This is a genomic window from Desulfurobacterium crinifex (genome assembly GCF_054656775.1).
The window spans coordinates 763,162-787,818 of sequence record NZ_BAAHXO010000004.1; the positions used below are offsets into that span (position 1 = coordinate 763,162).

At 41.2% G+C, this 24,657-nt stretch carries 23 protein-coding genes, 1 tRNA gene and 1 riboswitch; of the genes, 17 read left to right on the forward strand and 7 right to left on the reverse strand.

Annotated features, from left to right (window positions below):
* Position 1 precedes the first annotated feature (1 nt).
* Genes hisD through ispD form a run of 8 tightly spaced genes read left to right on the forward strand, consistent with a single transcriptional unit; the run spans position 2 to position 6,927 of the window.
* Positions 2 to 1,330, forward strand: a complete 1,329-nt coding sequence (gene hisD, locus ACYQ3A_RS06000; RefSeq protein WP_459896258.1) for a histidinol dehydrogenase — start codon at positions 2 to 4, stop codon at positions 1,328 to 1,330.
* Positions 1,331 to 1,345: 15 nt separating this feature from the next.
* On the forward strand, positions 1,346 to 2,281 hold the full coding sequence (locus ACYQ3A_RS06005; RefSeq protein ID WP_459896259.1) for an aspartate carbamoyltransferase catalytic subunit: 936 nt from the start codon (positions 1,346 to 1,348) through the stop codon (positions 2,279 to 2,281).
* On the forward strand, positions 2,278 to 2,619 hold the full coding sequence (locus ACYQ3A_RS06010; RefSeq protein ID WP_459896260.1) for a cytochrome c3 family protein: 342 nt from the start codon (positions 2,278 to 2,280) through the stop codon (positions 2,617 to 2,619). Before ACYQ3A_RS06005 ends, ACYQ3A_RS06010 begins: the two co-directional genes overlap by 4 nt.
* The gene (locus tag ACYQ3A_RS06015; RefSeq protein WP_459896261.1) at positions 2,619 to 3,902 is read left to right on the forward strand and encodes a dihydroorotase; all 1,284 of its coding nucleotides are present in this window, start codon (positions 2,619 to 2,621) and stop codon (positions 3,900 to 3,902) included. Before ACYQ3A_RS06010 ends, ACYQ3A_RS06015 begins: the two co-directional genes overlap by 1 nt.
* A gap of 9 nt (positions 3,903 to 3,911) precedes the next feature.
* Positions 3,912 to 4,766 (forward strand): SDH family Clp fold serine proteinase, encoded by an 855-nt coding sequence (locus ACYQ3A_RS06020; RefSeq protein WP_459896262.1) that lies wholly within the window; start codon positions 3,912 to 3,914, stop codon positions 4,764 to 4,766.
* A gap of 9 nt (positions 4,767 to 4,775) precedes the next feature.
* Positions 4,776 to 5,267: a CarD family transcriptional regulator gene (locus ACYQ3A_RS06025; RefSeq protein WP_459896263.1), complete on the forward strand. Its 492-nt coding sequence runs from the start codon at positions 4,776 to 4,778 to the stop codon at positions 5,265 to 5,267.
* Positions 5,264 to 6,247 (forward strand): PIN/TRAM domain-containing protein, encoded by a 984-nt coding sequence (locus ACYQ3A_RS06030; RefSeq protein WP_459896264.1) that lies wholly within the window; start codon positions 5,264 to 5,266, stop codon positions 6,245 to 6,247. The genes ACYQ3A_RS06025 and ACYQ3A_RS06030 overlap by 4 nt, the downstream gene beginning before the upstream one ends.
* Positions 6,244 to 6,927, forward strand: a complete 684-nt coding sequence (gene ispD, locus ACYQ3A_RS06035) for a 2-C-methyl-D-erythritol 4-phosphate cytidylyltransferase (RefSeq protein WP_459896265.1) — start codon at positions 6,244 to 6,246, stop codon at positions 6,925 to 6,927. Before ACYQ3A_RS06030 ends, ispD begins: the two co-directional genes overlap by 4 nt.
* Here ispD and ACYQ3A_RS06040 read toward each other — a convergent pair.
* From ACYQ3A_RS06040 to ACYQ3A_RS06050, 3 genes are read right to left on the reverse strand one after another with little or no spacing between them, the layout of a single operon-like run.
* The gene (locus ACYQ3A_RS06040; RefSeq protein ID WP_459896266.1) at positions 6,919 to 7,467 is read right to left on the reverse strand and encodes an RNA methyltransferase; all 549 of its coding nucleotides are present in this window, start codon (positions 7,465 to 7,467) and stop codon (positions 6,919 to 6,921) included. The two genes, ispD and ACYQ3A_RS06040, sit on opposite strands and share 9 nt — an antisense overlap.
* A gap of 39 nt (positions 7,468 to 7,506) precedes the next feature.
* Positions 7,507 to 9,027 (reverse strand): ABC1 kinase family protein, encoded by a 1,521-nt coding sequence (locus ACYQ3A_RS06045; RefSeq protein WP_459897434.1) that lies wholly within the window; start codon positions 9,025 to 9,027, stop codon positions 7,507 to 7,509.
* The gene (locus tag ACYQ3A_RS06050) at positions 9,027 to 9,338 is read right to left on the reverse strand and encodes a phasin family protein (RefSeq protein WP_459896267.1); all 312 of its coding nucleotides are present in this window, start codon (positions 9,336 to 9,338) and stop codon (positions 9,027 to 9,029) included. Before ACYQ3A_RS06050 ends, ACYQ3A_RS06045 begins: the two co-directional genes overlap by 1 nt.
* Positions 9,339 to 9,403: 65 nt before the next feature.
* Here ACYQ3A_RS06050 and ACYQ3A_RS06055 point away from each other — a divergent pair, with 65 nt between their 5' ends.
* From ACYQ3A_RS06055 to ACYQ3A_RS06085, 7 genes are all read left to right on the forward strand, one after another.
* The gene (locus ACYQ3A_RS06055; protein ID WP_459896268.1) at positions 9,404 to 11,356 is read left to right on the forward strand and encodes an LPS-assembly protein LptD; all 1,953 of its coding nucleotides are present in this window, start codon (positions 9,404 to 9,406) and stop codon (positions 11,354 to 11,356) included.
* Positions 11,357 to 11,406: 50 nt separating this feature from the next.
* Positions 11,407 to 11,483: transfer RNA gene (locus ACYQ3A_RS06060), tRNA-Arg, on the forward strand.
* A gap of 100 nt (positions 11,484 to 11,583) precedes the next feature.
* Entirely contained in the window at positions 11,584 to 11,934 is a 351-nt protein-coding gene (gene rplS, locus ACYQ3A_RS06065) for a 50S ribosomal protein L19 (protein WP_459897435.1), read from the forward strand.
* A complete protein-coding gene (locus ACYQ3A_RS06070) occupies positions 11,916 to 12,626 on the forward strand; it encodes a ribonuclease HII (protein WP_459896269.1) in 711 nt (236 codons plus the stop codon). Before rplS ends, ACYQ3A_RS06070 begins: the two co-directional genes overlap by 19 nt.
* Complete coding sequence (locus ACYQ3A_RS06075) at positions 12,568 to 12,870, forward strand: YraN family protein (RefSeq protein WP_459896270.1); 303 nt, start codon at positions 12,568 to 12,570, stop codon at positions 12,868 to 12,870. The genes ACYQ3A_RS06070 and ACYQ3A_RS06075 overlap by 59 nt, the downstream gene beginning before the upstream one ends.
* A 78-nt stretch (positions 12,871 to 12,948) precedes the next feature.
* Complete coding sequence (gene infB / locus ACYQ3A_RS06080; protein ID WP_459896271.1) at positions 12,949 to 15,603, forward strand: translation initiation factor IF-2; 2,655 nt, start codon at positions 12,949 to 12,951, stop codon at positions 15,601 to 15,603.
* Positions 15,604 to 15,824: 221 nt separating this feature from the next.
* Complete coding sequence (locus ACYQ3A_RS06085) at positions 15,825 to 16,751, forward strand: 1-phosphofructokinase family hexose kinase (protein ID WP_459896272.1); 927 nt, start codon at positions 15,825 to 15,827, stop codon at positions 16,749 to 16,751.
* Positions 16,752 to 16,772: 21 nt separating this feature from the next.
* On the opposite strand, the gene ACYQ3A_RS06090 is transcribed toward ACYQ3A_RS06085, so the two are convergent.
* The 4 genes from ACYQ3A_RS06090 to ACYQ3A_RS06105 form a co-directional block, all read right to left on the reverse strand.
* Positions 16,773 to 17,831, reverse strand: coding sequence for a ribonucleotide-diphosphate reductase subunit beta (locus ACYQ3A_RS06090; protein ID WP_459896273.1), 1,059 nt, complete (start codon positions 17,829 to 17,831; stop codon positions 16,773 to 16,775).
* A gap of 41 nt (positions 17,832 to 17,872) precedes the next feature.
* Positions 17,873 to 20,170, reverse strand: coding sequence for a ribonucleoside-diphosphate reductase subunit alpha (locus ACYQ3A_RS06095; protein WP_459896274.1), 2,298 nt, complete (start codon positions 20,168 to 20,170; stop codon positions 17,873 to 17,875).
* A gap of 226 nt (positions 20,171 to 20,396) precedes the next feature.
* Entirely contained in the window at positions 20,397 to 21,179 is a 783-nt protein-coding gene (locus tag ACYQ3A_RS06100) for a class I SAM-dependent methyltransferase (RefSeq protein WP_459896275.1), read from the reverse strand.
* Positions 21,180 to 21,187: 8 nt separating this feature from the next.
* Positions 21,188 to 21,457, reverse strand: coding sequence for a GNAT family N-acetyltransferase (locus tag ACYQ3A_RS06105; RefSeq protein WP_459896276.1), 270 nt, complete (start codon positions 21,455 to 21,457; stop codon positions 21,188 to 21,190).
* 67 nt (positions 21,458 to 21,524) lie between these two features.
* Positions 21,525 to 21,711: riboswitch (cobalamin riboswitch) on the forward strand.
* Between the two features lie 124 nt (positions 21,712 to 21,835).
* Between ACYQ3A_RS06105 and metE the strand changes: the two genes are divergently transcribed.
* Together metE and ACYQ3A_RS06115 are read left to right on the forward strand one after the other, a co-directional pair.
* A complete protein-coding gene (metE, locus tag ACYQ3A_RS06110) occupies positions 21,836 to 24,001 on the forward strand; it encodes a 5-methyltetrahydropteroyltriglutamate--homocysteine S-methyltransferase (protein ID WP_459896277.1) in 2,166 nt (721 codons plus the stop codon).
* Positions 24,001 to 24,657 (forward strand): radical SAM protein, encoded by a 657-nt coding sequence (locus tag ACYQ3A_RS06115; RefSeq protein WP_459896278.1) that lies wholly within the window; start codon positions 24,001 to 24,003, stop codon positions 24,655 to 24,657. The genes metE and ACYQ3A_RS06115 overlap by 1 nt, the downstream gene beginning before the upstream one ends.

The following is a 24,657-nucleotide window of genomic DNA, read 5'->3' on the forward strand; positions in this document are numbered from 1 at the left end:
GATGAGAATAGTAGATCTTAGAACAGAAAACTGGGAAAAGAATCCCGAGCTCCTTAGAATCAAAAACAGAGGTCAAGGGCTTGAAAGCAAATACGCTCAAAGTGTCCTTGAGATAATCGAAAACGTAAAGAACTTCGGAGATAGTGCAGTCTTTTCTTACGCAAAGAAATTTGACAGGGTTGAGCTCACTCCGGAAAACGTCAGGGTTGCTGAAGAAGAGATAGAAGAGGCCTTTAAGAAGGTAGAGCCAGAAGTTCTTGAAGCCATAAAGGTTGCTGTTGAGAGGGTTAGAAAGTTTCACGAGTATCAGAAGGAAAACTCCTACTTTGTTACAGAACCGGGAATGGTTCTTGGACAGAAAGTTACACCCTTAGAGAGTGCTGGAATTTACGTTCCCGGTGGAAAAGCTTCTTATCCATCCTCTGTCATAATGAATGCAGTTCCCGCAAAGGTTGCGGGTGTTGAAAAGGTTGTGATGATCACTCCAGCTATTGGTTCCTTAGAGGTTAATCCTTATTCACTTGTAGCAGCAAAGCTTTCCGGAGTTGATGAGATCTACAGGGTTGGTGGAGCTCACGGTGTTGCTGCAATAGCTTTTGGAACTGAATCAATACCAAAGGTTGACAAGATTGTTGGTCCTGGAAATATCTATGTTGCTCTTGCAAAGAAGTTTCTCTTTGGAACTGTTGATATAGATATGGTTGCAGGTCCCAGCGAGATACTTGTAATTGCAGATGAGTCTGCAAATCCAGAGTGGGTTGCTGTTGATCTCCTTTCTCAGGCTGAACACGATGAGCTTGCAGGTTCTTTCCTTGTTACTCACAGTGAGGAAATTGCAAAGAAGACAGTAGAGGCTCTAAAAGGAAAACTGAAAACTCTTAAAAGAAAAGAGATTGCAGAAAAATCCATTGAGAATTTTGGAACTGTCTTCATTACGAGGGATATTTACCATTCCTGTGAAGTGGCAAATGTAGTGGCGCCAGAGCACCTTGAGGTTGCGACAAAAGAGCCTTTTGCTCTTCTTGACCACATAAAGAATGCCGGTGCCATATTCCTTGGACACTATACCTGTGAATCCTTGGGAGACTATGTTTTGGGACCGAACCACGTTCTGCCGACAGGAGGCAGTGCAAGGTTTTTCTCTCCCTTAGGGGTTTACGACTTCATTAAGCGTTCTTCTGTTCTCTACGTCAGTGAAGAAGGGTTTAAGCAGATTTCAGAACACGCAAGAAACCTTGCTGAGTGTGAGGGACTTGAGGCTCACAGACTTGCAGTTGAAGTGAGAGAAGCAATTAAACTTGTAACTAAGACTATGGCTGAAAGAGTGTAAAGCGAGGTTAATCCGATGAAGCACCTTATTTCGGCAGAAGATATTTCAGTTGAAACATTTAACCAGATTTATGATTTATCCTTACAGGTTAAGAAAGCTCTAAGAGAGGATAAGAAGAAGTTCACAGTCCTAAGAGGCAAGTGTGTTGTGAACCTCTTCTTTGAGCCTTCCACCAGGACAAGATCTTCTTTTGAAAAGGCTGGAAAATTCCTCTCAGCTGATGTTATCAATATAACTGCATCTGCAAGCAGTGTTAAGAAAGGAGAAAGTCTCATAGATACACTGAAAAACCTTGATATGATGCATCCGGATGTTGTTGTTCTGAGACATCCGTGCGAAGGGGCTCCCTATACAGTGAAAAACTACATCAACGCTTCAATAGTTAATGCTGGAGACGGCTGTCATCAGCACCCAACTCAGGCTCTCCTTGATGCAGTTACTTTAATTGAGCACTTAGGAAGTCTTGAAGGAAAGAAAGTTACCATAATGGGAGACATTTCCCACAGCAGAGTGGCAAGGTCAGACGCGATACTCTTCAGGAAGCTCGGAGCTGAGGTCTTCATCTACGGACCTTCTCCAATGATGCCAAGGTTTCCGGAAGCTCTTGGGGTAAAGAAGCTTTCCTCTTTTGAGGAAGTGGCTGAAATCTCAGACGTTGTAGTTCTTCTTAGAATTCAACTTGAGAGGCAATCAGCGAGAAAGGTTTTTCCTTCTCTTAGAGAGTATGCGGATCTCTTTGGAATGAACAGGAAAAGACTTGAAATGCTCAAAGCGGAGACTGTTATCCTTCATCCAGGACCTTTCAACAGAGGAGTGGAGCTCAACAACGATGTCGTTACTTCAAGCCGTTCCCTCATCTTCCAGCAGGTTGAAACAGGACTTGCCGTTAGGATGGTTGTTCTTTCGCTGCTTTGCGGAAGACTTGAGAAGTTGAAGGAGGAAATAGCATGAAAAAGTTAATTGCTTCTGGAATTCTTCTAACTGCTGGACTTTTTATTTTTAGCTGTTTTGAAGGTGGTGTCCTAAATAGAGATCTTGTCTTTAAAAATAAAAATGGAGATGTTGTATTTAGCCATGTTTACCATGTAAAGGTAAAAAAGCAACGTTGCTCTTCCTGTCATCCAAAGCTATTTACACAAAAGTTTGGAGCGGACAAATTTACAATGCAGGACATCTGGAACGGTAAGTTTTGTGGTGCTTGTCACAACGGAACGAAAGCTTTTGACGCTAAGAATCCAAAGAACTGCTCAAGGTGTCACAAACAAACTACAAAAGGGGAAGGTAAGTAATGGCTTCTCTTCTCATAAAAGGTGGAAGAGTTGTTGATCCATCTCAAGGCGTAGATGGACAGTACGACATTCTGATTGAGAACGGAAAGGTTGTAAAAATTGAAAAAAACATTTCTGAAGCAGAAGCGACTGAAGTTTTAGATGTTGGTGGACTTATTGTTTCTCCGGGTTTTATTGATCTTCACTCCCATCTAAGAGATCCTGGACAGGAGTGGAAAGAGGACATAGAGACAGGTTCTCAGGCTGCTGTTTCAGGGGGAATAACCTCTGTTTGCTGTATGGCAAATACGGATCCGGTTAACGACAATCCTGCTATTACGAGGTACATTGTTGAAAAGGCTGAAAAAGTAGGACTTTGTGATGTCTTTCCGGTTGGTGCAATAACAAAGGGACTGAAAGGGGAGGAGTTAGCAGAGATAGGTCTTATGGTGAAGGCAGGTGCTGTTGCGATTTCGGATGACGGTGAAACACCGAAGGATGCGAAACTTTTAAGAAACGCAATGGATTATGCAAGAAGTCTTGGAATTCCCGTTTTCTGTCACAGTGAGGATAAAAGCCTTTCTGTCGGCGGGCATATGAATGAAGGTTTTCTCTCCAGCTACCTTGGAGTTCCAGGAATGCCGGCAGAGGCTGAAGATATTGGAACAATGAGGGACATTCTAATAGCGAAGCTCACCGGTGCTCACGTTCATATCTGTCACGTTTCAAGTAAAGGAGCTCTGGAAATAATAAAGAGAGCGAAAGAGGAAGGAGTAAGAGTTACGTGTGAAATTACTCCTCACCACTTTACTCTTACTGAGGATGCTGTAAGGAGTTTTGACACAAATGCCAAGATGTCTCCGCCTTTAAGAACGGACGAAGATGTAAAGATGTGTAAGGAGGCTTTGAAAACAGGAGTTGCCGATGTTATAGCAACAGATCACGCTCCTCACACAGTTGATGAGAAGATGGTTGAGTTCTGTCAAGCACCTTTTGGGATAATTGGTTTCCAGACAATGTTGTCCCTGTCTCTTAATCTCGTTAGAGAGGGTTACATTTCACTTTCCCAACTCATAGAGAAAATTTCGACGGTTCCCGCGAAAATAATAAACAAAAAGGATATAGGGACACTGAGACCAGGAGCTCGAGCCAATATTGCAATTTTTGACCCTGATGAGGAGTATGTTTTTACGAAGGAGATGGTTAAATCGAAGAGCTATAACTCTCCGTTTCTTAATGAAAAGTTAAAAGGAAAAGTGAAATTTACAGTTTATAATGGTAAAATAGTGTATAAAGATTTATAAGGAGTCTATATGCAAGGTCCAAGTTTCTTTGATTTGTTTTTCCTTCTAATCATTTTCTTTTCCCTCTGGCCTATCTTTCAGCAGAAAAACCTTGAATGGGCAAGACTTCGTCTCATCAGAGATATAGAGAAAAAAAGAAAATCAAGAGTAATAACAATGATTCACAGGCAAGAGAGACTTGCCTTTATGGGTTTTCCTCTTATGCGATTCATTACAATTGAAGATTCTGAAAGAATTCTGAGGGCAATCAGAATGACTCCTGATGATATGCCCATAGACTTAATAGTCCACACTCCTGGTGGACTTGCTCTTGCTGCTACTCAAATAGCTTCTGCTCTCGTTAAGCACAAAAGTACTGTTAGAGTAATAGTTCCTCACTATGCAATGTCTGGTGGAACTTTGATAGCCCTTGCTGCAGATGAGATAGTTATGGATCCAAATGCTGTTCTGGGGCCCCTTGATCCACAGCTTGGGCAGTTTCCAGCTCCTTCAATTGTGAAAGCTTTGAAGACAAAGAAAGGCCAACTGAAAGATGAGATGCTCATCTTAGCGGATGTTGCAGAAAAGTCGTTGGTACAGATGAAAAATACGATCCTTAGAATCCTTACAGCCAAAGGGCACAGTAAGGAAAAGGCAGAAAGAATAGCAGACCTTTTAACTTCTGGTTACTGGACTCACGATTATCCGTTAACCGTTGATGTGATTAAAGAGTTAGGTCTTAACGTTTCAACTGAAGTACCAAAGGAAGTTTACGATTTAATGGAGCTTTATTACCAGCCTACGGGTCAGGCTGCTGTTCAGTATATACCTGTTCCGTATGGAGAACCCAAAAAAGGAGAGGTGCCAGTAAGGAAACCCCATTAGGAGTGTAAAGTGTTCAAAGTAGGAGATAAAGTTGCCTGTCCACCTCATGGTGTAGGTGTTATTGAAGGTAAGGAAGAAAGGGAGGTGGGAGGGAAGAAGTTAGTATATTTTAGAATTTCTCTCATTGGAAAAAACATGTCTATTCTTGTTCCTGAGGCAAGTATTGAAAATTCAGGGATCAGACCTATCCTGTCTGAAGAAGATATAGAGGAAATATTTAAGTTTTTATCGGAAGTTCCAACGAACATAAGTGAAAAGTGGACTGTGAGACATAGGCTTAACGTTGATAGACTCAAAACGGGCAATATAAAAGAGCTTGCGACTGTTGTCAGGAATCTCTCTTACAGGTCAAAAGATAAGGAGCTTTCTTACTCAGAAAAGAGAATGTTTGAAGAAGCTTTTGGAAAGCTTTCTGAGGAGATAGCCCTTTCCTTAGGAGAACCTGTAAAGAAAGTCAAACAGAGGATAAGGAAAATCCTCAGAGAGGTTAAGAAGTCGTGATACTATCAAAGTTTCTTGGAGGATTTTTCTTATTCCTCCTCTTTATTTCAATGGTGATTTTTAAGAATTACGGTTTTACTTTGACTCAATCTCTCATAATAGGAATTTTCATTACTGCTGCATCCTTTCTATTCTACGAATTTGTAATGAAGAAAAGGCTAAAAATTAGAACGATTATCGTTTTTTCAGCAGGTTTCTTTTTAGGTCTTTATATTGCAAAGGGAATTACACTTTCCCTCTATTCAATATTTACAAATTTCCCTTATTTGCAGGAAATTCTATTTATAACTCTTCCGTACCTCTTTGGTTTTACTGCTGTAGAAGTTACAAGGAACAGACCTATTTCAGAGCTCCTTAAGGAGGAACAGGGGCTTTACTGTACTCCAAAGGTTATCGATACCAGTGCACTCATAGACGGTAGGGTGGTTGAGATAGCGAAAATAGGTTTTATTGAAGGAAAAATCATCATTCCAAGATTTGTTCTTGAAGAGTTACAGACCCTTGCGGATTCCACTGATCCGATGATAAGAACTAAAGGGAAGAAAGGTCTTGAAATGGTTTCCCAGCTAAGGACTCTGGATAAACCTCCAGTAGAAATCTACGAAAGAGACATTCCATGGATTAAGGATGTTGATTCAAAGCTTGTGGAACTTTCAAGAAGATTGAGGGCAAAACTGATAACTACGGACTACAATCTAAATAAGATTGCCTCGATAAAGGGAGTTGAGATCCTCAATATCAATGATCTTGCAAATGCTCTTAAACCTGTTGTTGCAGTTGGAGAGGAGCTTGTAATTTTCCTTGTCAAAGAGGGCAAAGAGAAGAATCAGGCTGTAGGGTATCTTGATGATGGAACGATGGTTGTCGTTGACAACGCAAAGCATTTGATAGGTCATAGGGTGAAAGTCCTTGTAAACAATCTGCTTCAAACGTCTTCAGGAAAAATAATCTTTGCAAGACCGCAAGAGGTTGTAAAGTGAGATTTGCCGTTATTCCTGCTGCTGGTTCAGGAAGAAGGTTTGGCGGAAAAAAGCAGTTTTTTGAAATAAAAGGAAAACCGCTCATTGAGTACCCCTTGAAGGTTTTCCAAAAAAGCGAACTGATTCACGGTATTATCCTTCTTCTTCCTGAAGAAGATCTTGAATTTGGTGAAAAGCTAAAAGAAAAGTTCCCCAAAATAGTTAGGGTTGTAAAAGGGGGAGAAGAGAGGCAGAGCTCCGTTTATAGAGGTCTCAAATCGATAACTGAGCCTGTAAAAGAGGTTCTCATTCACGATGGAGTGAGACCGGTTATTTCAACAGTAATGATAAGGGATCTTGTTATCTCTCTTTCAGATTACGATGTTGATGGAGTTATTCTGGGAGTAAAGCCAAAGGAAACTGTAAAAGAGGTCGATTCTCCTTTAGAACCTGGGGATTTCTTCGTGAAGAAAACTCTTAATAGGGATAGTCTAATTCTGGTTCAGACTCCACAAATCTTTAGCTTTCAGATTCTTCTTGAATGTCATGAGAGAGCAAGAGAAGAAGGCTTTTTCGCGACCGATGATTCAGCACTCCTTGAAAAGTACGGTTACTCTGTCATTGCAATTCCTGGTGATTACAGAAATATAAAAGTTACCACCCCTGAAGACGTTGAAATTGTTTCTCTCTTTCTATCCTAAGAGTCTATCAAGGATTATTGCTGCTGCCGATCTGACAGATAGGTGGTTGTAGTCAGTTGCACCTCTTATAGGTTCTAAAACGTAGTCTGCGCTCTTTATAAATTCTTCTGTAAGTCCCCATCCTGTTCCGAAGCAGATTATTACATTTTCTCCAGATTCTATTTTTTCTCTCAGATGTTTAAATGAGATGCTGTTTTCATATTCTCTTGCAGATGTAACGACAACTTTAGGTTTGATTCCATCTTCTTTTTCTATCTCTTCAAGAACATTTTCAAAGTAGGGAACGGCTTTTACAAGTTTTAGAGCTTCCCATCTTTTTGGATTATATTCCCTGCCGTGTCCACCCTGCCAGAATGAGAGAAGCTTGTTTGCAAGCCAGAGGTGGTTTTCTATTGGTTGAACAATAAAGTATTTCTTTACTCCGTAAGTTCTCGATGCTCTTGCAATGTCATGGATGTCAAGGGTGGTCAGAGATGTTGCTACCACTCTTTTCTCTTTGTTGTAAACAGGATAGTGGAGAAGGGCAACGTACACAGCCATTAATTCTCTCCGGTTCACAGTTTTTGTTGGTGAAGGATATCAAATTTTTGTTTGGGTATCTTTTGTGAAACGGTTTGCAACGTAAACGGCAGGGAGATAAACTAAGAGAAGTTTGGGAGCAAAGGAGAGAACCACTGCTCCACCAAGTAAGACTGCTCCCCAGAAGAAATCTCTATCCTTAGAGACTTTTTCAATGGAGGGGATACTTATCATTTCCGGAATAGACTCTATCAGTTCAATATAGGCCATTGAGATGTTTACTGTTTTTCTCTTAATTTCATCTAATAGCATTCTCGGAGCTATTTTCTTTAAGTAAGGTTTTAGAAGTGGAGGAAGTCTAAAGTCTTCGTATATGAGCCTTGCAATTGATTCTGTATGAGCTATTGTCTTCATAAGGATTACGAGCTCTTCGGGTAATATGATTTTGAACTTTCTGGCAGCAGATAATTCTTCGTAAAAAAGTTTTTCAGCATCTATTTGTGAAAGGGGTCTGTTATAGTATTTGTCAAGGAATATGAGTATTTCCCTCTTAAGTAAGGAGACGTTTATATCTTCTGTAATAGCTCCAATTCTTCTCAAGGCATTAACTATTAGGTCAGGATCTTTGTTCATAACTCCTATAGAAAAGGCAAAAAATGCTGATAAAGTATCAGGTGATAGTCTACCCACTATTCCAAAATCTATAAAAGCTAACTTCCCATTTTCCAGAAGGAAGATGTTCCCAGGGTGAAGGTCTCCGTGGAAAACTCCAAGCTCGAAAACCGTTCTGTTGACTATTCTTACAAAGTCTTTGGCCAATTTTTCCCTTCTTTCTTCGGGCAAGTCATCAATCTCATTTAGTTTTCTTCCATTTATAAATTCTATTACGAGTACATTCTTTTTTGAAAGTTCCCAGATAACTTCAGGAACGTAGAGAGATGGTTCCTTGTTTGAGAACTTTCTGAATAGTTCCATGTAAGCTGCTTCTGTTGTAAGGTCCAGTTCTCCTATGAGTATTTTCTCTAACTCTTCAACTATCTGGGGAATTCTAAACTCTCGGAAGAAAGGAATATACTTTGAAAGGAGCTTTACGGTTTTCTTGAGGACTTTTATGTCCTGTTTTATTACCTCTTCTGCATTAGGTCTTAGTATTTTTACGGCCACTTCCCTTCCATCTTTTAGTCTTGCCCAGTGAACTTGAGCAATAGAACCTGAACCAATAGGGGTACGTTCAAATTCAACTATGTGTTCTTTGAGATATTGACAACTTTTCAATATTTCTTCTAATGGTTCTGGAGGGACTCTGTCCTGGAGTTTCTCGAGTTCCATGATGTATTTGGCAGGAAGAATATCGATTCTCGTTGAAAGGAGCTGTCCAACTTTTAGATAAGCAGGACCTAACTTTTCAAAAGCTATTCGAAGCCTTTCAGGAGGAGAGTAATTGAGAAGGAATCGATATGGATAGAAAAACAGAAAACCAATTATTTTTATAACAAATTTAGGAACATAGTTAGCGAGATGTTCATAAGTGCAAAAATAAAGGTAACCTATGATTTGCCAGAATCTCTGTAGGAAATTCATCACTTATTGTTTTTCTTTAGGTTTTCTATCTCTTGTTTCAATTCTTCTATCTCCTTTTTTATGGGTTCCAGTTCTTCACGAGTTACAATGTTTACCTCTTTAAGTATCTTCCCAACTTCTTTAAACAGGTCTTCTTTCTGTTTTTGGATATTCTTTTTCAGTTCCTCAATGAACTTTTTCCCTTCTTCCTCTGATAGTTTTCCTTTTTCCTCAAGCTCCTTGATCAGTTTTTCTACTTTCTCTGCGACAAGAGAGATGGCTCCTATTTGAAGGAGGGCGATTTTTTTGATAAGTTCTGCAGGGGTTTTCATGATTTCCTCTCTGATATGATTTCATTATAAAATTTAATGCAAACTCTGGAAGAGGGAAGGCGTTATTGAGAAAACTCTTTCTGATTGTTGCTTTCCTATTGCTAACTGGTAGTGCGTTCCCCTCTGAAATACCAGTTCATATTACTGCAGAGAAACTGAGTGGTAATGTAAACGTAAAAGTTGCAGCTGAAGGGAACGTTGTCATAACCTATGAAAATGTTGAAATCATAGGGGATAGCGCTTCTTACGATAGGGAGAATGGGATTTTGAAGGTTTCCGGTAATGTCGTTATAAAAGAGGGGGAAGTTGAGCTTCACTGTCAGAATCTGATTTATGATCTGAACACCAAAAGAGCGGTTCTTGAAAAAGTTTCAGGAAGAGTTTCACCGACGGACTACATTAAAGCTGATAGAGTGGAGAGAATTTCTGAAAAAGAATGGATTGCGTACGATGGTGTGTACACTCCCTGTTCTCATACCTGTCCTGACTGGTCTGTGAAGGCAAAGGAGTTTAAGGTTTTGCTTGGAGAAAGCTTTAAAAGTAAGTGGGCTTCTTTCCGGGTTAAAGAAATTCCTATCATAGTTACCCCTTATTTGAGTGGTCCGATAGTTAAAAAGAGAACTTCTGGTTTTTTATTTCCTAAGGTGGGTTACAGAAGTGATGATGGGCTTATCTACAAACAGCCTTTCTACATTGTTCTGGGAAGAAGCGCGGACATTACTTTAACCTATGAAAAGCGGTTTCGAAATGGAAATAGTAGAAGTGGGGAGCTCAGATATGCTCTTTCAGAGAAAAACAGAGGGAAGCTCTACTACTACGTGATAAATAGAGAAGAGGGACGGGATTGGAAATTTACTTTTTCTCATGATTTTAATCCGTCTGACTTTTTCTACGGCAGAGGAAACGTTGAGCTGATTAACAGCAGAAGGTACTTTAAGTCCACAGACAGCTTTGACATAGAGGAGAAAACCCAGGTTTACACAAAGTCTGATATAACTGTTTCCAGGCTATGGAAGCATGCCATTTTGAACATAAATGCAGTTTATCTGGATTACCTTGATGGTTCTACCGATACGGTATATCAGAAATTCCCTACGGTTAACTTTTACCTGCTCGATATTCCAGTCTGGAACACTCCTTTCACATTCAGTACCGATTCAGAGCTTACCTACTTCTATAGAAAGGCTGGTGGTAGTGGTTATCGTTTGAATGTAAAACCTGCTGTCAAGTTTAGTCAATCTTTCGGTGTAATAAAAAACACGGCGAAGTGGGCGTTTCTGTTGACTAAATACCAGCACGGTGGAGACAGAAGTATATTTCAGTTTACAGATGTGATTACTACCACTTCTCATTATTCTCTGTCAGATGATTTTCTTCTTTCTCTTAATCCAGAGCTCCAATTCCGTTTTACAGAGAATGAAAATCAGAGTGATAATCCCTTTTATGACAATTCGGACAGGATAGAGAAAGAGAAATCAATCATTCCAGGCTTGACAGCCTATCTTTACCGTTCAGGGGAGAGGCTGGGAAGAGTATCTATTTCTGGACTTTACAATTTCTACAACGATGAAGATCCCTGGGGTTTATGGAAAATGGACCTTGACACAAATCCTGTTTCATGGCTGAAGTTGAAGGAAACTGTTTATTACTCTCCACACGATGCTGAAGTTAAGAAAACGAATTCATATGTTTCAGCAAATCTTATAGGGATTTCGTTGTGGTTGAATCACTACTACGATTTTGACGAAGAGGTGAATGCAAACTATTTGCGGTGGGGGTTCTCTCTTCCGATAAACAGAATTATTTCTTTCTCTTACCAGCAGAGGTACGACCTGAAACTTTCTGAAGACAGGGAAAGGGAATACGGGTTTTCAGCCAATAGAGGTTGCTGGAACGGCAGGATCTCCTATAGGTGGGTGAAGAACTACGACAACACAATTGATTATCAGATACTTTTGACGATAAATCTACTCAAACTTGGAAACTATGGATATAAGTTTATGGGAAGGAGAGAATAGTTCAAGGTTGACATAGGAAATTGCCTTTCATATTTTTCTAATCTGCAAGTGCGCCCGTAGCTCAGTAGGATAGAGCGCGAGATTCCTAATCTCGAGGCCGCAGGTTCGATCCCTGCCGGGCGCACCATTTTTTATTTTTGTTGACTTTTTTCAGAAAATCCATAAAATTTGCACTCGCCTTTTACTACGAATCGGGAGGTTTTATTATGGCTGGACTTGATGAACTTATGAAAGTGGTTCAGGAGAAATATACCAGGACAGATATTCCTGAATTCAGACCTGGAGATACAGTAAGAGTTTACGTAAAGGTTAAGGAAGGGGACAAAGAGAGAATTCAGGCTTTTGAAGGTGTTGTTATCAGGAAGAGGGGCTCTGGAACAGACGGAACTTTCACTGTAAGAAAGGTCTCCTACGGAATTGGAGTTGAAAGGACATTTCCATTCAACACAAGGGTAATAGATAAGATCGAAGTTCTCAAGAGAGGTATTGTAAGAAGGGCAAGACTTTACTACCTCAGAGAGCGTAAAGGTAAAGCTGCGAAGGTTAAAGAGAAGAAAGAGTGGATGACCAAGAAGTAATCCTTCAGTTTGAAAGAGAGTACTGGGATAAAGGTTTCAATCTGATAGCAGGGATTGACGAGGCGGGAAGAGGTCCTCTTGCAGGGCCTGTTGTGGCAGCAGCAGTTATCTTCCCGCAGAACGTCAATCCTTTTTTATTTAGGGATTCAAAAAAGTTAACGGAAAAGAAGAGGAGGGAACTCTTCTTCAGAATTTTTGAAGAGGCTATTTCTGTTGGTGTTGGTTTTGCCGATTCTCTGGAGATAGATGAAATCAACATACTGAACGCGACAAAGCTGGCAGTAAAAAGAGCTCTTTTCTCTCTTTCTGTTAAGCCAGAATTTCTGATTACAGATGCACTTGAGATAGAAGGATTTGAGGGTAGGTCTTTAGTTCTTGTCAAAGGTGACGAAAGAAGTTTTTCCTGTGCTTGTGCCAGTGTGGTTGCAAAAGTGGTCAGGGATTTTATAATGGAAGAACTGGCTAAGGTTTTTCCCGATTATGGTTTTGAAAAGCATAAAGGTTATCCAACCAGATTTCACATTGACAGGATAGAGGAAATAGGTGTTTCTCCCATTCACAGGAGGAGTTTTGGAAGGGTCAGAGAGAAGGGAGAGAGGCAAACAGGGGGAGAAGATAGCTTCCCGGTGTCTATTGAAGAAAGGCTACTCTATTATCAGGAAAAACTACAGGAGCTTCTTCGGAGAGATTGACATTATCGCTTTTGATGAAGCTCAGAAAATTCTTGTTTTCGTTGAAGTCCGTTTCAGATCTGAAGACTTTCAGGTTAATCCTCTCGAATCGGTGGATTACAGGAAACAGGGAAAAATCAGAAAGACTGCTCTCAAATTTCTTTCTGAGACAAAGATTCCTTATGATTCTGTTAGGTTTGATGTTGTTGGGATAGTTGAAAGGGATGGGAGGTTTGAGATAGAACACGTAAAGGATGCCTTTTGATTTGAATTATTGCTATAATTCGCCTGCTGTTTATATTTATGTTGAAGTTTCTAACCGTTTAGAGATGGAGGTTTCGTTTTGGCGAAGGTAAGAGTTCACCAGCTTGCAAAAGAGCTTGGTATGTCATCAAAGGAGTTAATTAAAAAGCTTCGTGAGGAGCTTGATATACAGGTTAAAAGTATTCACTCTGGACTTGATGAGAAACAGGTTATGCTTGTTAAAGAGTTTATCAAGCCTGTTCGAGTAGAGGTTTCGGAGCCTGCTGCTACTGAGAAGAAGATGGAGGAGCCCGTACTTGTAGAGGAAAGAGCAGAGGAAGTTGAGGCTAAAGCAGAAGATGAAGTTTCTCCAAAAGTGAAGCCGGAGAAAATTGTTCAGGTAGAGACAGAGGAGAAACCTGAGAAGAGAGAAGAGCAGCAAGAAAGAGAAGAAGTAGTAGCAGAGAAAAAGGAAGAGAAAAGAGAGGAGAAACCAAAAAGAAGATCCGATGTGAGGATTCTTTCTCCTGAAGAGCTTGCAAGGAGAAGACGTAGGAGAAGGAAGCCTTTTAGGAAACGTGAAGAGGAAAGACGTGGAGAGAAAGTAGAAGGTAGAGAGGGAAGACCTCCAAGAAGAAAAGAGAAACCAGAAAGACCAAGAAGAGAAGAAAAGCAAAAGCCTGTAGAGGAAAAAGTAACAAGGGAGCAGCTTGAAAAACTAGTTGCTTCTACGAAAGAGGGTAGAGAAAGAGAAAAACCAAAAACTGCAGAAGAAATTCTTGCTGAGAAGAAAAGAGAGAAGAAGGAGCTTGAGGATCAGAAGAAGTTTGAAGAGCTCATGAGAAAAATCGAGGAGAAAAACAGAGCCAAGAAGAAAAAGCGTAAAAAGAAAAAGAAGGAAGAGGTTAAAGAGGAGATTCCTTTTGAGGAGCTCTCGGAAGAGGAACAGCTTCAAAGGCTCATCGAAGAAGAAGAGAGAGCCAGAACTGTTGTTATACCTGAGGTAATCTCAGCAAGAGAGTTTGCTGAGAAACTTGGTATAGAACCCAATCAGCTTCTTCAGGATTTAATTGCACTTGGAAAGTTTATTGCAATAAATCAACCAATAGATTTTGAAACAGCTGCAAAGGTTGCTGAAAAGTACGGTAAAGTTGTCAAGCTTGAGGGTGAAGAGGAAGAAGAAGCTCTCCTCGAGAAAGAACTTGAAGAAGCACCAGATAGAGAGGAGGATCTCAAGCCCCGTCCTCCGATCATTACAGTTATGGGGCACGTTGACCACGGAAAGACAACTCTCCTTGATTACATAAGGAAAACAAAAGTTGCTGAAAGAGAGGCTGGAGGAATCACCCAGCACATTGGTGCTTCTGTTGTAGAGGTTGATACAAGCGAAGGTAAGAAGAGGCTCGTTTTCCTTGATACTCCCGGTCACGAAGCCTTCACTGCAATGAGGGCAAGGGGAGCTCAGGTAACAGATATTGCTGTTCTTGTTGTTGCAGCCGATGACGGTGTAATGCCACAGACTGTTGAGGCTATAAACCACGCCAAGGCTGCTGGTGTTCCAATAATTGTTGCAATCAACAAGATTGATAAACCAGGAGCGAATCCAGATAGGGTTAAGCAAGAGCTTACACAGCATGGCCTCATTGCAGAAGACTGGGGTGGCGATACTGTAATGGTTCCGGTCTCTGCGAAGACCGGTCAGGGAGTTGATGAGCTCCTTGAAATGATAGCTCTTCAGGCAGAGCTTATGGAACTCAAGGCAAATCCAGAAAAAAGTGCTCGTGGCGTTGTTCTTGAAGCAAAGCTTGATAAGAAGAGAGGTCCTGTTGCCACATTCCTCGTTCAGAGTGGAACCCTAAAGGCGGGAGATGCTGTTGTTGCAGGTCTTTATGCCGGAAAAATAAGAGCAATGTTTGATGATAAAGGAAATCCTGTTAAGGAAGCAGGACCTTCAATACCTGTTGAAGTCCTTGGTCTTGATGGTGTTCCGCTAGCCGGTGACAAGTTCTACGTTGTTAAAGATGAAAAGACAGCAAGGAAGATTGCAGAGAAGAGGCAGGAGCTGGCAAGAGAGTCTGCCCTTGAGAAAGAGAAGAGAGTTTCCCTTGAGGAGCTATTCTCTCAGATGCAGCAGGGAGAAGTTAAGGAGCTCAACATTGTTCTTAAAGCTGATGCTCAGGGTTCTATAGAAGCTATCAGGAAATCACTCGAGGAACTTTCAACAGATGAAGTAAAAGTCAGAATAATCCATGCTGGTGTTGGTCCAATAACAGAGAACGACATTATGCTTGCTGCTGCTTCTAACGCAATCGTTGTAGGGTTTAACGTAAGACCTGATTCTTCCGCAAGGAAAGCTGCGGAGAAAGAAAAAGTTGACGTAAGAACTTACAGAGTTATCTACGATATTGTTGATGAAGTTAAGAAGGCTATGCAGGGTCTCCTCACTCCAGAGGAGAAAGAGGTTTACCTCGGTTCTGCTGAAGTTAGGGCAACATTTAAAGTTCCGAAAGTTGGAACTGTTGCCGGTTGTTACGTAAGAGATGGAGTCATCAGAAGAAATGCAAACGTTAGACTTGTCAGAGACGGTGTGGTTGTTTACGAAGGTAAGATTGCGTCCCTCAAAAGGTTTAAAGATGATGTCAGAGAAGTTCAGGCTGGCTACGAATGTGGTATAGGACTTGAAAACTTCAATGACATTAAAGTTGGTGATATTATTGAGTGCTATACGACAGAACAGGTTGAAAGAGAGTTGTAGTTGAAGAAATAAGAAAAAAATAAAGGGCTTCCCTTTGAGGAAGCCCTTTTAATAAAGCAATCATAATCTTCTCATACAACTCCTTCTTGGTCTATGTCTCAAACTTTCCATTAAGCTGCCTGCATATTCTTAATCATGTACTTTTTTTTAAAAAAAAGCTGGTGATTTGAAGTTTATTTTATAAACTTCTAAATAAGAACTGTCATAATCTTGGAGGGGAGATGATACTTTCGGTCTGTCCAAATCCCTGTCTTGACGTCTATTATTACACAGGAGTTTTAAAAGAAGATGATACAAATAGAGTCGAAAATCCATTCCTCTCTCCTGGTGGGAAGGGGGTTAATGCAGCAAGGGTTGTTGCAAGATTTGAAGAAAATCCCCATTTAGTTGTTCCTCTGGGTGGTTGTATTGGTAAGTGTGTAAAAAAGCTTCTTGAGAAAGAAGAAGTTGGATGCATTATTGTTGAAGTGGATAATGAAACGAGAGTTAACACAATTTTAGAGCAGAAGGACAAGGGAAAGCATATTCTGATAGCAGCAAGGGGTGCTAAGTTAAAGAGAGAAGAAATTAAAAAGCTCCACTATGCAGTCTGTAAAGATTTAGAACCGGACTATCTTATCTTAGGTGGCAGTGTTCCTCCGGGATTGCCAGATACGTTTTACGCCGCAATTATAAAGAACTATGAAAGAACAAGAACCAGAGTACTTGTAGATGCAGATGGTGAAATTCTGAAGAAAGCTGTTGCTGAAGCTCCATTTGCAATAAAGCCTAACAAACATGAACTTGAAAGACTGGTAGGAAGACCTCTTTACTCGATTGATGAGATAGTTGAAGCGTCAAAAGAGATTGTGAGGAGGGGTGTTGACGTAGTGATAGTGTCTCTTGGAGAATATGGGGTAATCTGTGCAACAAAGGAAAGAGTTTTAAGGGTAATTCCTCCAAAAGTTGAAGTTGCTAATACCGTTGGTGCTGGTGATTCCCTGGTGGGCGGGTTTATATTTGCACTTCATAGAGGAGAAAAATTGGAAGAGGCTTTGCGATTTGGTGTGGCCTGTGGAACTGCAACGGTTATGGAAGAAGGAGTGAAGCTCTGTAAGCCTGAAAGGGTAAGAGAGTTGCTGTCACACGTTAACATTGTTCAACTGTAAAAAGGGGAGAGACTTTCTCCCCTAAATTTCATCCCATCCCTCAACGGCGCTTGCCTGGTTATAAGAGGTAACAGTTGCCTCAAAGAAGTTTGCCCTGACGTTTCCTTCTCCACCTGTATCAGCTATTCTTTCAAGGTGCTCATAAGGGTTTGGTCTGTCGGGGAATATGGGTTCAAGTCCGAGAGCTTTTAGCCTCTTATTTGCGATGTAGTATGTGTAATCCTCAATGGACTTTTCGTTCATTCCAAGGATCTTATTTCCAATAACCTTTTTGCTGAACCTCTGTTCCTGATCAACTGCAATCTTGAACATCTCATAGATTTTGTCTTTCGGCAGGTACTTCTTGAAGTTTTCATCTGTCAAATCTTTCATGAAGTGTTCGAAGAGAATGACGTGAGTCAGTTCGTCCCTGTTAATATAACGGATTATGTCTGCTGTTCCCTGCATGAGATTACGAGATGCAAGGTTGTAGAAGAACATAAAACCGTTGTAGAAGTAAAGTCCTTCAAGGAGATAGTTTCCAACGAGAACTTCTCCGTAGTTTTCCATTGTTGGTTCTTCAAGGAACTTCTGGTAGATATCGGCTATGTACTTGTTCCTTTCAAAGAGTATAGGGTCTTTTCTCCACCAGTAATAGACCTCTTCCCTGTGTTCTGGAGGAACAACAGATTCTATTGTGTAACCGTAGCTCTGGGAGTGAATTGCTTCCTGGTAGGCGTGGATGGAGAGGTCAATTGTTATCTCGGGTGCTTTCACGTAAGCTGCAATGTTTGGGATGTTTGTTGTCTGAATGGAATCAAGAAAGACTAAGAAGGAGAGGATTTCATCGTAAGCCTGTCTTTCATCGTCTGTTAACTCTTTGTAATCCTGAACGTCCTGAGTCAGGTCAACTGTCTCAGGAATCCAAAAGTTTGCCATCATGACCCTGTAGAGCTTTGGTGCCCATTCGTACTTTATAACGTTAAGGTTAAAAATGTTTGTTGTGTCACCGTAAAGGATTCCCAGTTTTGCAGGATCGTCGTTTCCTTCTGGATTAAAGATAGGTCTTGGTTTCAAGAGTTCTTTTCTTATGTCAGACATTGTTACCTCCATAAAATGGTTCACAGTAAGATCGGTTTTAGTTAATTTGCACAGGCTATGCATTCATCTTTCTTTGAGAGCTCTGCCTCGCTGTCCTTCTGAACAGTTCTGATGTAGTAGATTGTTTTGACACCTTTTTCCCATGCGTACATGACGGTTTCGTATATGTCTTTTGCTCTTATTCCAAGGTTGAGGTTGAAGAGGAGTTCCATGCTAATTCCACTATCGACCCACTTCTGGATTGTTGAGATGACCTCTACAACTTCTTTCTGATCCATGTATTTGCTCTCTCTGTAGAACCAGAATCTCTCCCGTAGGTATGGAGGGCATATTGGTACAGCCTGTTTCTGGTTCTTGTCGATGTAGAACCTGCTGAACGGTGGCAAAACTCCAGGAGTTGCTCCCTGAAGAAGTCCAGAGCTCGTGTTTGGGGCTATTGCAAAGAGCTGGCCATTTCTGATGCCATACTTTTCAAGCTTTTCTAAGAGACTCAGCCACTTTTCCTTTAGATTTGTCTTTTCTGAAAGGTATTCTCTGTTCTTGCCAATGATTATTCCCCTACTCCAGTCTGATCCTTCATAAGCAGGGAATTTTCCTCTCTCTTTTGCAAGATTTATGCTTTCATCAATTCCGTAGTAGGCTATCTTCTCGTAGAGTTCATCTATTACGTCGAGGGATTGTCTGCCGTAAGGTATTTCTCTCTTTGCAAGATAATCTGCAAGTCCGAGTGTTCCAATTCCGATTGTTCTGTATTTGTCGTTGTGGAGCTTGCTTTCAAGGATTGGAGGAGCTGTAAGCTCTATTGTGTTGTCAAGAATTCTAACGGCAGTTCTTACAGCTTCTTCCAGTTCCTCATCGTTCTCTATGTTTGCAAGATTTATTGAGAGGAGGTTACAGGTGTGAACAAGTCCCGGTTCTTCAACTTCACTGATAACCTTTCCATCCTTCATGTAGGTCTTGAAGCTTTTAGATGGCTTAAAGTTTGAGAAGCTCTCCATACAGAGATTTCCATTTCCAATATAGCCGTCGTGCTTGAGAGGGTTTAGTCTGTTTGCAGTATCCTTGAAAAATATATAGGGGAGACCTGTGGCAACCTGAGTTTTCAGAATCTCTTTCAGGAGCTCTTTGGCTCTTACTTTCTTTTTCAGCTTCAGTTTAGAGCTCTCGTTTTCAATCTGCATGTAAGCCTTCTCAAACTCATCTCCCCAGAGTTCATAGAGCTTAAATCCGAACTTCTTTTCGACTTCATAAGGATCAACAAGAAGCCAATCCTGGTCGTACTTAACCCTCTCCATGAAAAGATCTGGAATGACCACCTGTGGGAAAATGTCGAAAGCTTTTCTTCTCAGATCACCATTCTCTGTCTTTAGTTCAAGAAAATCGAAGATATCGAGATGCCAGACGTCAAGGGCAACGGTAACGGCACCAGCTCTTTTGCCTTCCTGGTTTACCGCTACGGCTATATCGTTCAGGATTCTTATCCATGGAACAACACCACCACTTGCGCCGAAGACCTTTTTAATCCAGGAGCCCTGAGCTCTGATTCTTGAGAGATTAACCCCAACACCTCCAGCTCTCTTTGATATCTGGGCAACCTGGTTTGCTGTGTACATAATTGAATCAAGGTTATCATCCATCGCTGTAATGAAACAGGAGGAGAGGTTTCCATTTGGACGTCTGAGGTTAATGAGGATTGGCGTTGCAAGGGAGAGCTTCTTTCCAGCAATCAGGTCATAGAATCTTTTAGCAGTTTTGAGTCTTGTTTCTTTCGGTTCATTTTTTGCGAGCATGAGAGCAATGGACATGTACATTTCCTGAGGAAGTTCAATCGGGAAGTCCTCATATATACAGAGATAGCGCTTGGCAAGGAGATTTGCTCCTGCATAGTCGTAGAGAAAGTCATACTCAAGTTTTAGATAGTCTCCAGCCTCAATGAGCTCTTCTTCTGAGTAACTTTTAAGAATTTCGTCAGTATAAAGTCCCTTTTCTACAAGATCTTTTACAACCTTTAAATACTCTTTACCACCACCAACGTAAGCGAGTTTTGAAGTTCCCCTTCTGATAGAGACTTCTTTGTAGAGGTTAAAGATAAAGAGCCTTCCGGCAAGTATTCTCCAGTCTGGTTCTTCTGGAGTTGTGAGTTGGAGAGCTGTATTCACAACGGATTCATGAATCTGTCTGGTTGTAATTCCATCAAAGAAGTGAAGTTTGAGCTTTGCCTCCAGTTTTAGGGTGTTTATGTTTAGTCCTTTCGCTGCCCAGTTTATGACCTTCCTTATCTTTTCTATGTTAAGAGGTTCTCTAACACCTTTTCTCTTAACGACAGTGATCTTTTTCATCTCTCCTCCAGATTGGATATGGGTTCCTGCTTCAATAGTAAATTTTAGACATGTAAGGGGATAGTAGATGGATCCTACTTACTGGCAGTGCTGTTACCACTTAAATTTTCTGTCTCTGGTTTCTTTTAAAAACAAGAATTTTATTAAACATTTCATATTGGAATTGTTAGTCCTTTCAAGTAATCTACATACTTAAAGGGGGAGACACAGATTCCGTTACATCCCCCTACAAAATTTTGTAGAGATATTCAACATTTGTGGAACTGGATTGAAGATTGTAGTCTGAAAGGTAGGGAAATAGTTCCTTTACGCCTTTGTTTACCTTTATGACTACCCTTTTCCGCGCAACTCTCTCTGCCTCTTTTAGAGTTTCTAAGGAAACAAAATCCTTTACGGCCACCTCTCTAAAAGGGGCCATAACATCACAGTGCCATTTTGGTTTTATGAACATTGGAGAGAAGTAAACGACATCAAATGATTTGTCTGGCTGGTTTTTTAGGAATTCATAGTTATCTGCATTGGTGGGCTTAATCAACTTAAAAGCAAATTCCGCAACTTTGAGTTTCCCTTCCGGTTTGTATCTTTCAAGCCCCCTTCTTACTATCTCGTAGATCACAGGATCCTTTTCAACTCCTAAAATTTCCCTCTTTGAAACAAAAGCTGCAAGTAGAGCATCCTGGGCAAGTCCAAGGTTGCAGTCAAGTACCGTTTCTCCTTCCTTCAGATCCATTGCCTCAATCATTGCTTCATGGCCTGTTGCAATGTAATTGAGGAGCCTTATCTTAAAAAGACCTGGATGGAAGAAGAGTTTTTTACCGGAGAGAGTATGGAGTGTGAGATTTAAATCCTTTCCAACAACGAGAACATTCTTTTCGAATTCTTTCTTTATCGACTCGATGGTTCTGTGGCGTCTTTTGACATAGGTGGTGTTAAACTTTTCGGCGAGCCGTTTTGCTTCTTCTATCATTTCGGGAGTTGGTTTTCTATCGGTTGTAATGACAGCTTCCATGAATTCTCCTATTGGGCTATGAGATCTGGTCTTTTTCTTTCAAGGTACTTCTGTGTATAGGAGCATAGAGGATAGATTTTGTAGCCGTTATCTTCAGCATACTCAACAAGTTTTGCAGAAAGCTTTCCAGCTATTCCTTTACCCCTCTGACTTTCCGGAACGTAAGTTGTGCTGACAACAATAACCTTCTTCTTTTCTTCAATTCCAAAGGTAATAAAGGCTTCATCGCCGTTTTCAAACTCCATGTAAATTTTCCCGTCGGTAACCTTTATCTTCATTGCTACCTCCGATTTCCATTACTGCAAATTGTATAACAAGAAATTTGCCAAAAATTCCAAAATTCCTAAAATTGACCTCGTCACGGGTGAACGGGAAGTCCGGTGAAAGTCCGGCGCTGTCCTCGCAACCGTGAGCAGGGAGATTGCTGGGCTTTAACCACTGGAGAGTGTGGGTGAGAAGCTCCCTTTCCGGGAAGGTTAAAGCCTGTTTAAGCCCTGCGAGCCGGGAGACCGGCCCGTGATGGGTAGGTGAAATACCTGCCCCTTCGCGTCCTGCGGGGGTTCGGGGCGCGGGAAAGAAGAGGGGATTCCTTTTTCTTTTCCCGCCTTAGAGCTTCCTGCAGGTGTTTAAAACAAAACACCGCAGGAGGTAGAGAAATGAAAACGTACGCTTACGGTTTCCCCAGACTGGGGAAACAGAGAGAGTTCAAAAGGCTCATTGAAGGGTACTGGAGCCAGAGAGTAACAGAAGAAGAGCTCCTAACCGGCATCAAGGAGCTCAATAAAAAGAGGGAGGAGACGTACAGAAAGTACGTGGATGCTCACCCTCAGGGTGAAATGACCCTCTACGATCCAATGCTGGACGTTGCGCTCCTCTTTGGAGTCTACGAGACAGAGACTCTTGAGGAGTACTTCAACCTCTGTAGGGGTAAGAATGCCCTTGAGATGACAAAGTGGTTTAACACAAACTACCACTACTTAGTTCCAGACTTTGAAGGAAAAAAGCCTGAATTCAAAGTCTCAAAACCGGTCTGGGACAGACACGAAGGAGCAACGGAGAACGTTCACCTCATAGCTCCGTTTACGTTCCTCAAGCTATCCAAGAATCTTCCAGAAGAGTCTTTTGGAGAGGCTCTAAAGGAACTTACAGAAAAGTTTGTCCAGTACATAAACGAAAGAGGTTTTAAGTCTGTTCACCTTGAGGATCCAGCTCTTGTTATGGAATTAGCAGATGAAGAGTGGAAGCTGTTAGAAGAGGCTTACAAGGCTTTTGAGAACGCCAATGCTGAAATAAATCTCTTTACCTACTACGATAGCGTTGACAACCTCCAGAAACTTTTTGACCTTCCAGTTTCTGGTATTGGTGTTGACCTTGTTCACGACAGGGGTGAGAATCTCGCACAGCTTAAAGAGATTGACCCTAAAGGGAAAAGACTTTTTGCTGGTGTTGTTGACGGCAGAAATGTCTGGAGGAATGACCTCTTTAAGATAGCTGAACTGATTAAGGAGCTTTCAGAGAAGTTTGATGTCGTCATAACAAATGCTGCACCGCTATTCCATCTTCCTGTAAGCCTTGCAGGAGCAACGCTTCCAGAAGAACTCCTAAAGAAAGTAGCTTTCGCAGAAGAAAAACTGAAGGAGCTCCAGTTAATTTCTCAAGTTCTTTCAGGAGATGAAGAAGAGGCAAGAAAGTGGATTTCTGGAATCGGAAGCTCCTTTGGAGAGATTCCATCTGTTAGAGAGCGGGTTAAGAACCTGAGAGAAGAGGACTTTATCAGAAAGCCGGAATATAAAGAGAGAATCAAGAAACAGCAGGAAGTTCTCAACCTGCCTCTCTTCCCGACAACAACAATTGGAAGTTTTCCACAGACAGAGGAAGTTAGAAGGGTAAGGCTTCTCTACAGGAAGGGAAGACTTTCTGAGGAAGACTATAAAACGTTTATTAGGGGAGAGATTGCAAAAGCTATTCGGATTCAGGAAGACCTTGACCTTGATGTCTTTGTCCACGGTGAGTTTGAAAGGACAGACATGGTTGAGTTCTTTGCCGAAAAGATGAAGGGAATTGCGACAACCGGAAATGGCTGGATAATCTCCTATGGAACCAGGTGTTATCGTCCACCTATCATCTACGGAGACGTTGAAAGAGACGGAAAGATGACAATTGATGAGATAACTTTTGCTCAAAGCTTAACAGAAAAACCTGTCAAGGGGATGCTTACAGGTCCTGTGACAATCATCGCCTGGAGTTTTGTGCGGGAAGACATTCCAACATCAGAAGTTGCCTATCAGATAGCACTTGCTCTTAAAGACGAGATAAAGGATTACGAAGAGGCTGGAATTAAGATTGTTCAGATTGATGAACCGGCCATCAGGGAAAAAGCTCCAATCAAGAAGAGAAACTGGGAGGAGTACTTCGACTGGGCTATTAAGTCATTCAGACTCTGCCACTCTTCAGTTAAACCTGAAACACAGATTCATACTCACATGTGCTATTCTGAGTTTGGAGAGATAATAGATTACATAATAGACATGGACTTTGATGTGATTTCGATCGAGGCATCAAGGTCAAAAGGTGATATCATAGAAACATTCGAGAAGGTAAACTTTGATAGACAGATAGGGCTTGGAATCTGGGATATTCACTCCCCTTATGTTCCAGTTTCTGAGGAGATGATAGAGATTGTAGAAAGAGCTTTAAGGGTTATTACAAAAGAGAACTTCTGGATCAACCCCGATTGTGGTCTCAAGACCAGGAGATGGGAAGAGGTGATTCCAGCTCTCAAGAATATGTTAACTGTTGCCAATGGATTGAGGGAGGCCTGATGGGGGTCTCCCCCTTCCTCGATGTTGATATTCCGGTTACCTTCAGAGATCACCCTGGTATTCAGTCTGCTGTTCTCTACACAGAAATAGATCTTTGTAACCTTAACTGTTACCAGTGTCACAACCGTCATGCATATAGCGAGAAAAAGGAAAAGATAACCTATCAGAAGTTAGAAGAAAAACTTTCAATGCTTAAACTCCTTGGAGTAGAATTGATAATCATCTCCGGTGGAGAGCCAACCCTTGAGAAGAATTTAAAAGAAGGATTAAACTTCATTAAATCTCTTGGCTTTCCAGTCAGAGTTGATACAAATGGAACAAACCCTGAAGTAGTTCAGCAGCTAATAGAAGAAAGATTGGTTGACGGTTTCGCCGTTGATGTAAAGATCCCCATCAAGGATGAGTATACCCCTCAGGAACTGGAACGCTTTAAAACAATACTCTTTACAAAATCTGATTTAGATAATGCAGTTATTTATGATTATTCTAAAAAACTAAAAATAACAATAGAGATAATAAGGAAATACTCTCTTCCCTACACAATCTTCCGAACGGTGGAGTATCCTCTACTATTACCAGAAGACAAGAACGAACTTAGAAAATTGTTAGAATCCCTCCCACATCAGTTCAATCCGTTTTACCCTGTGGAGGGATAG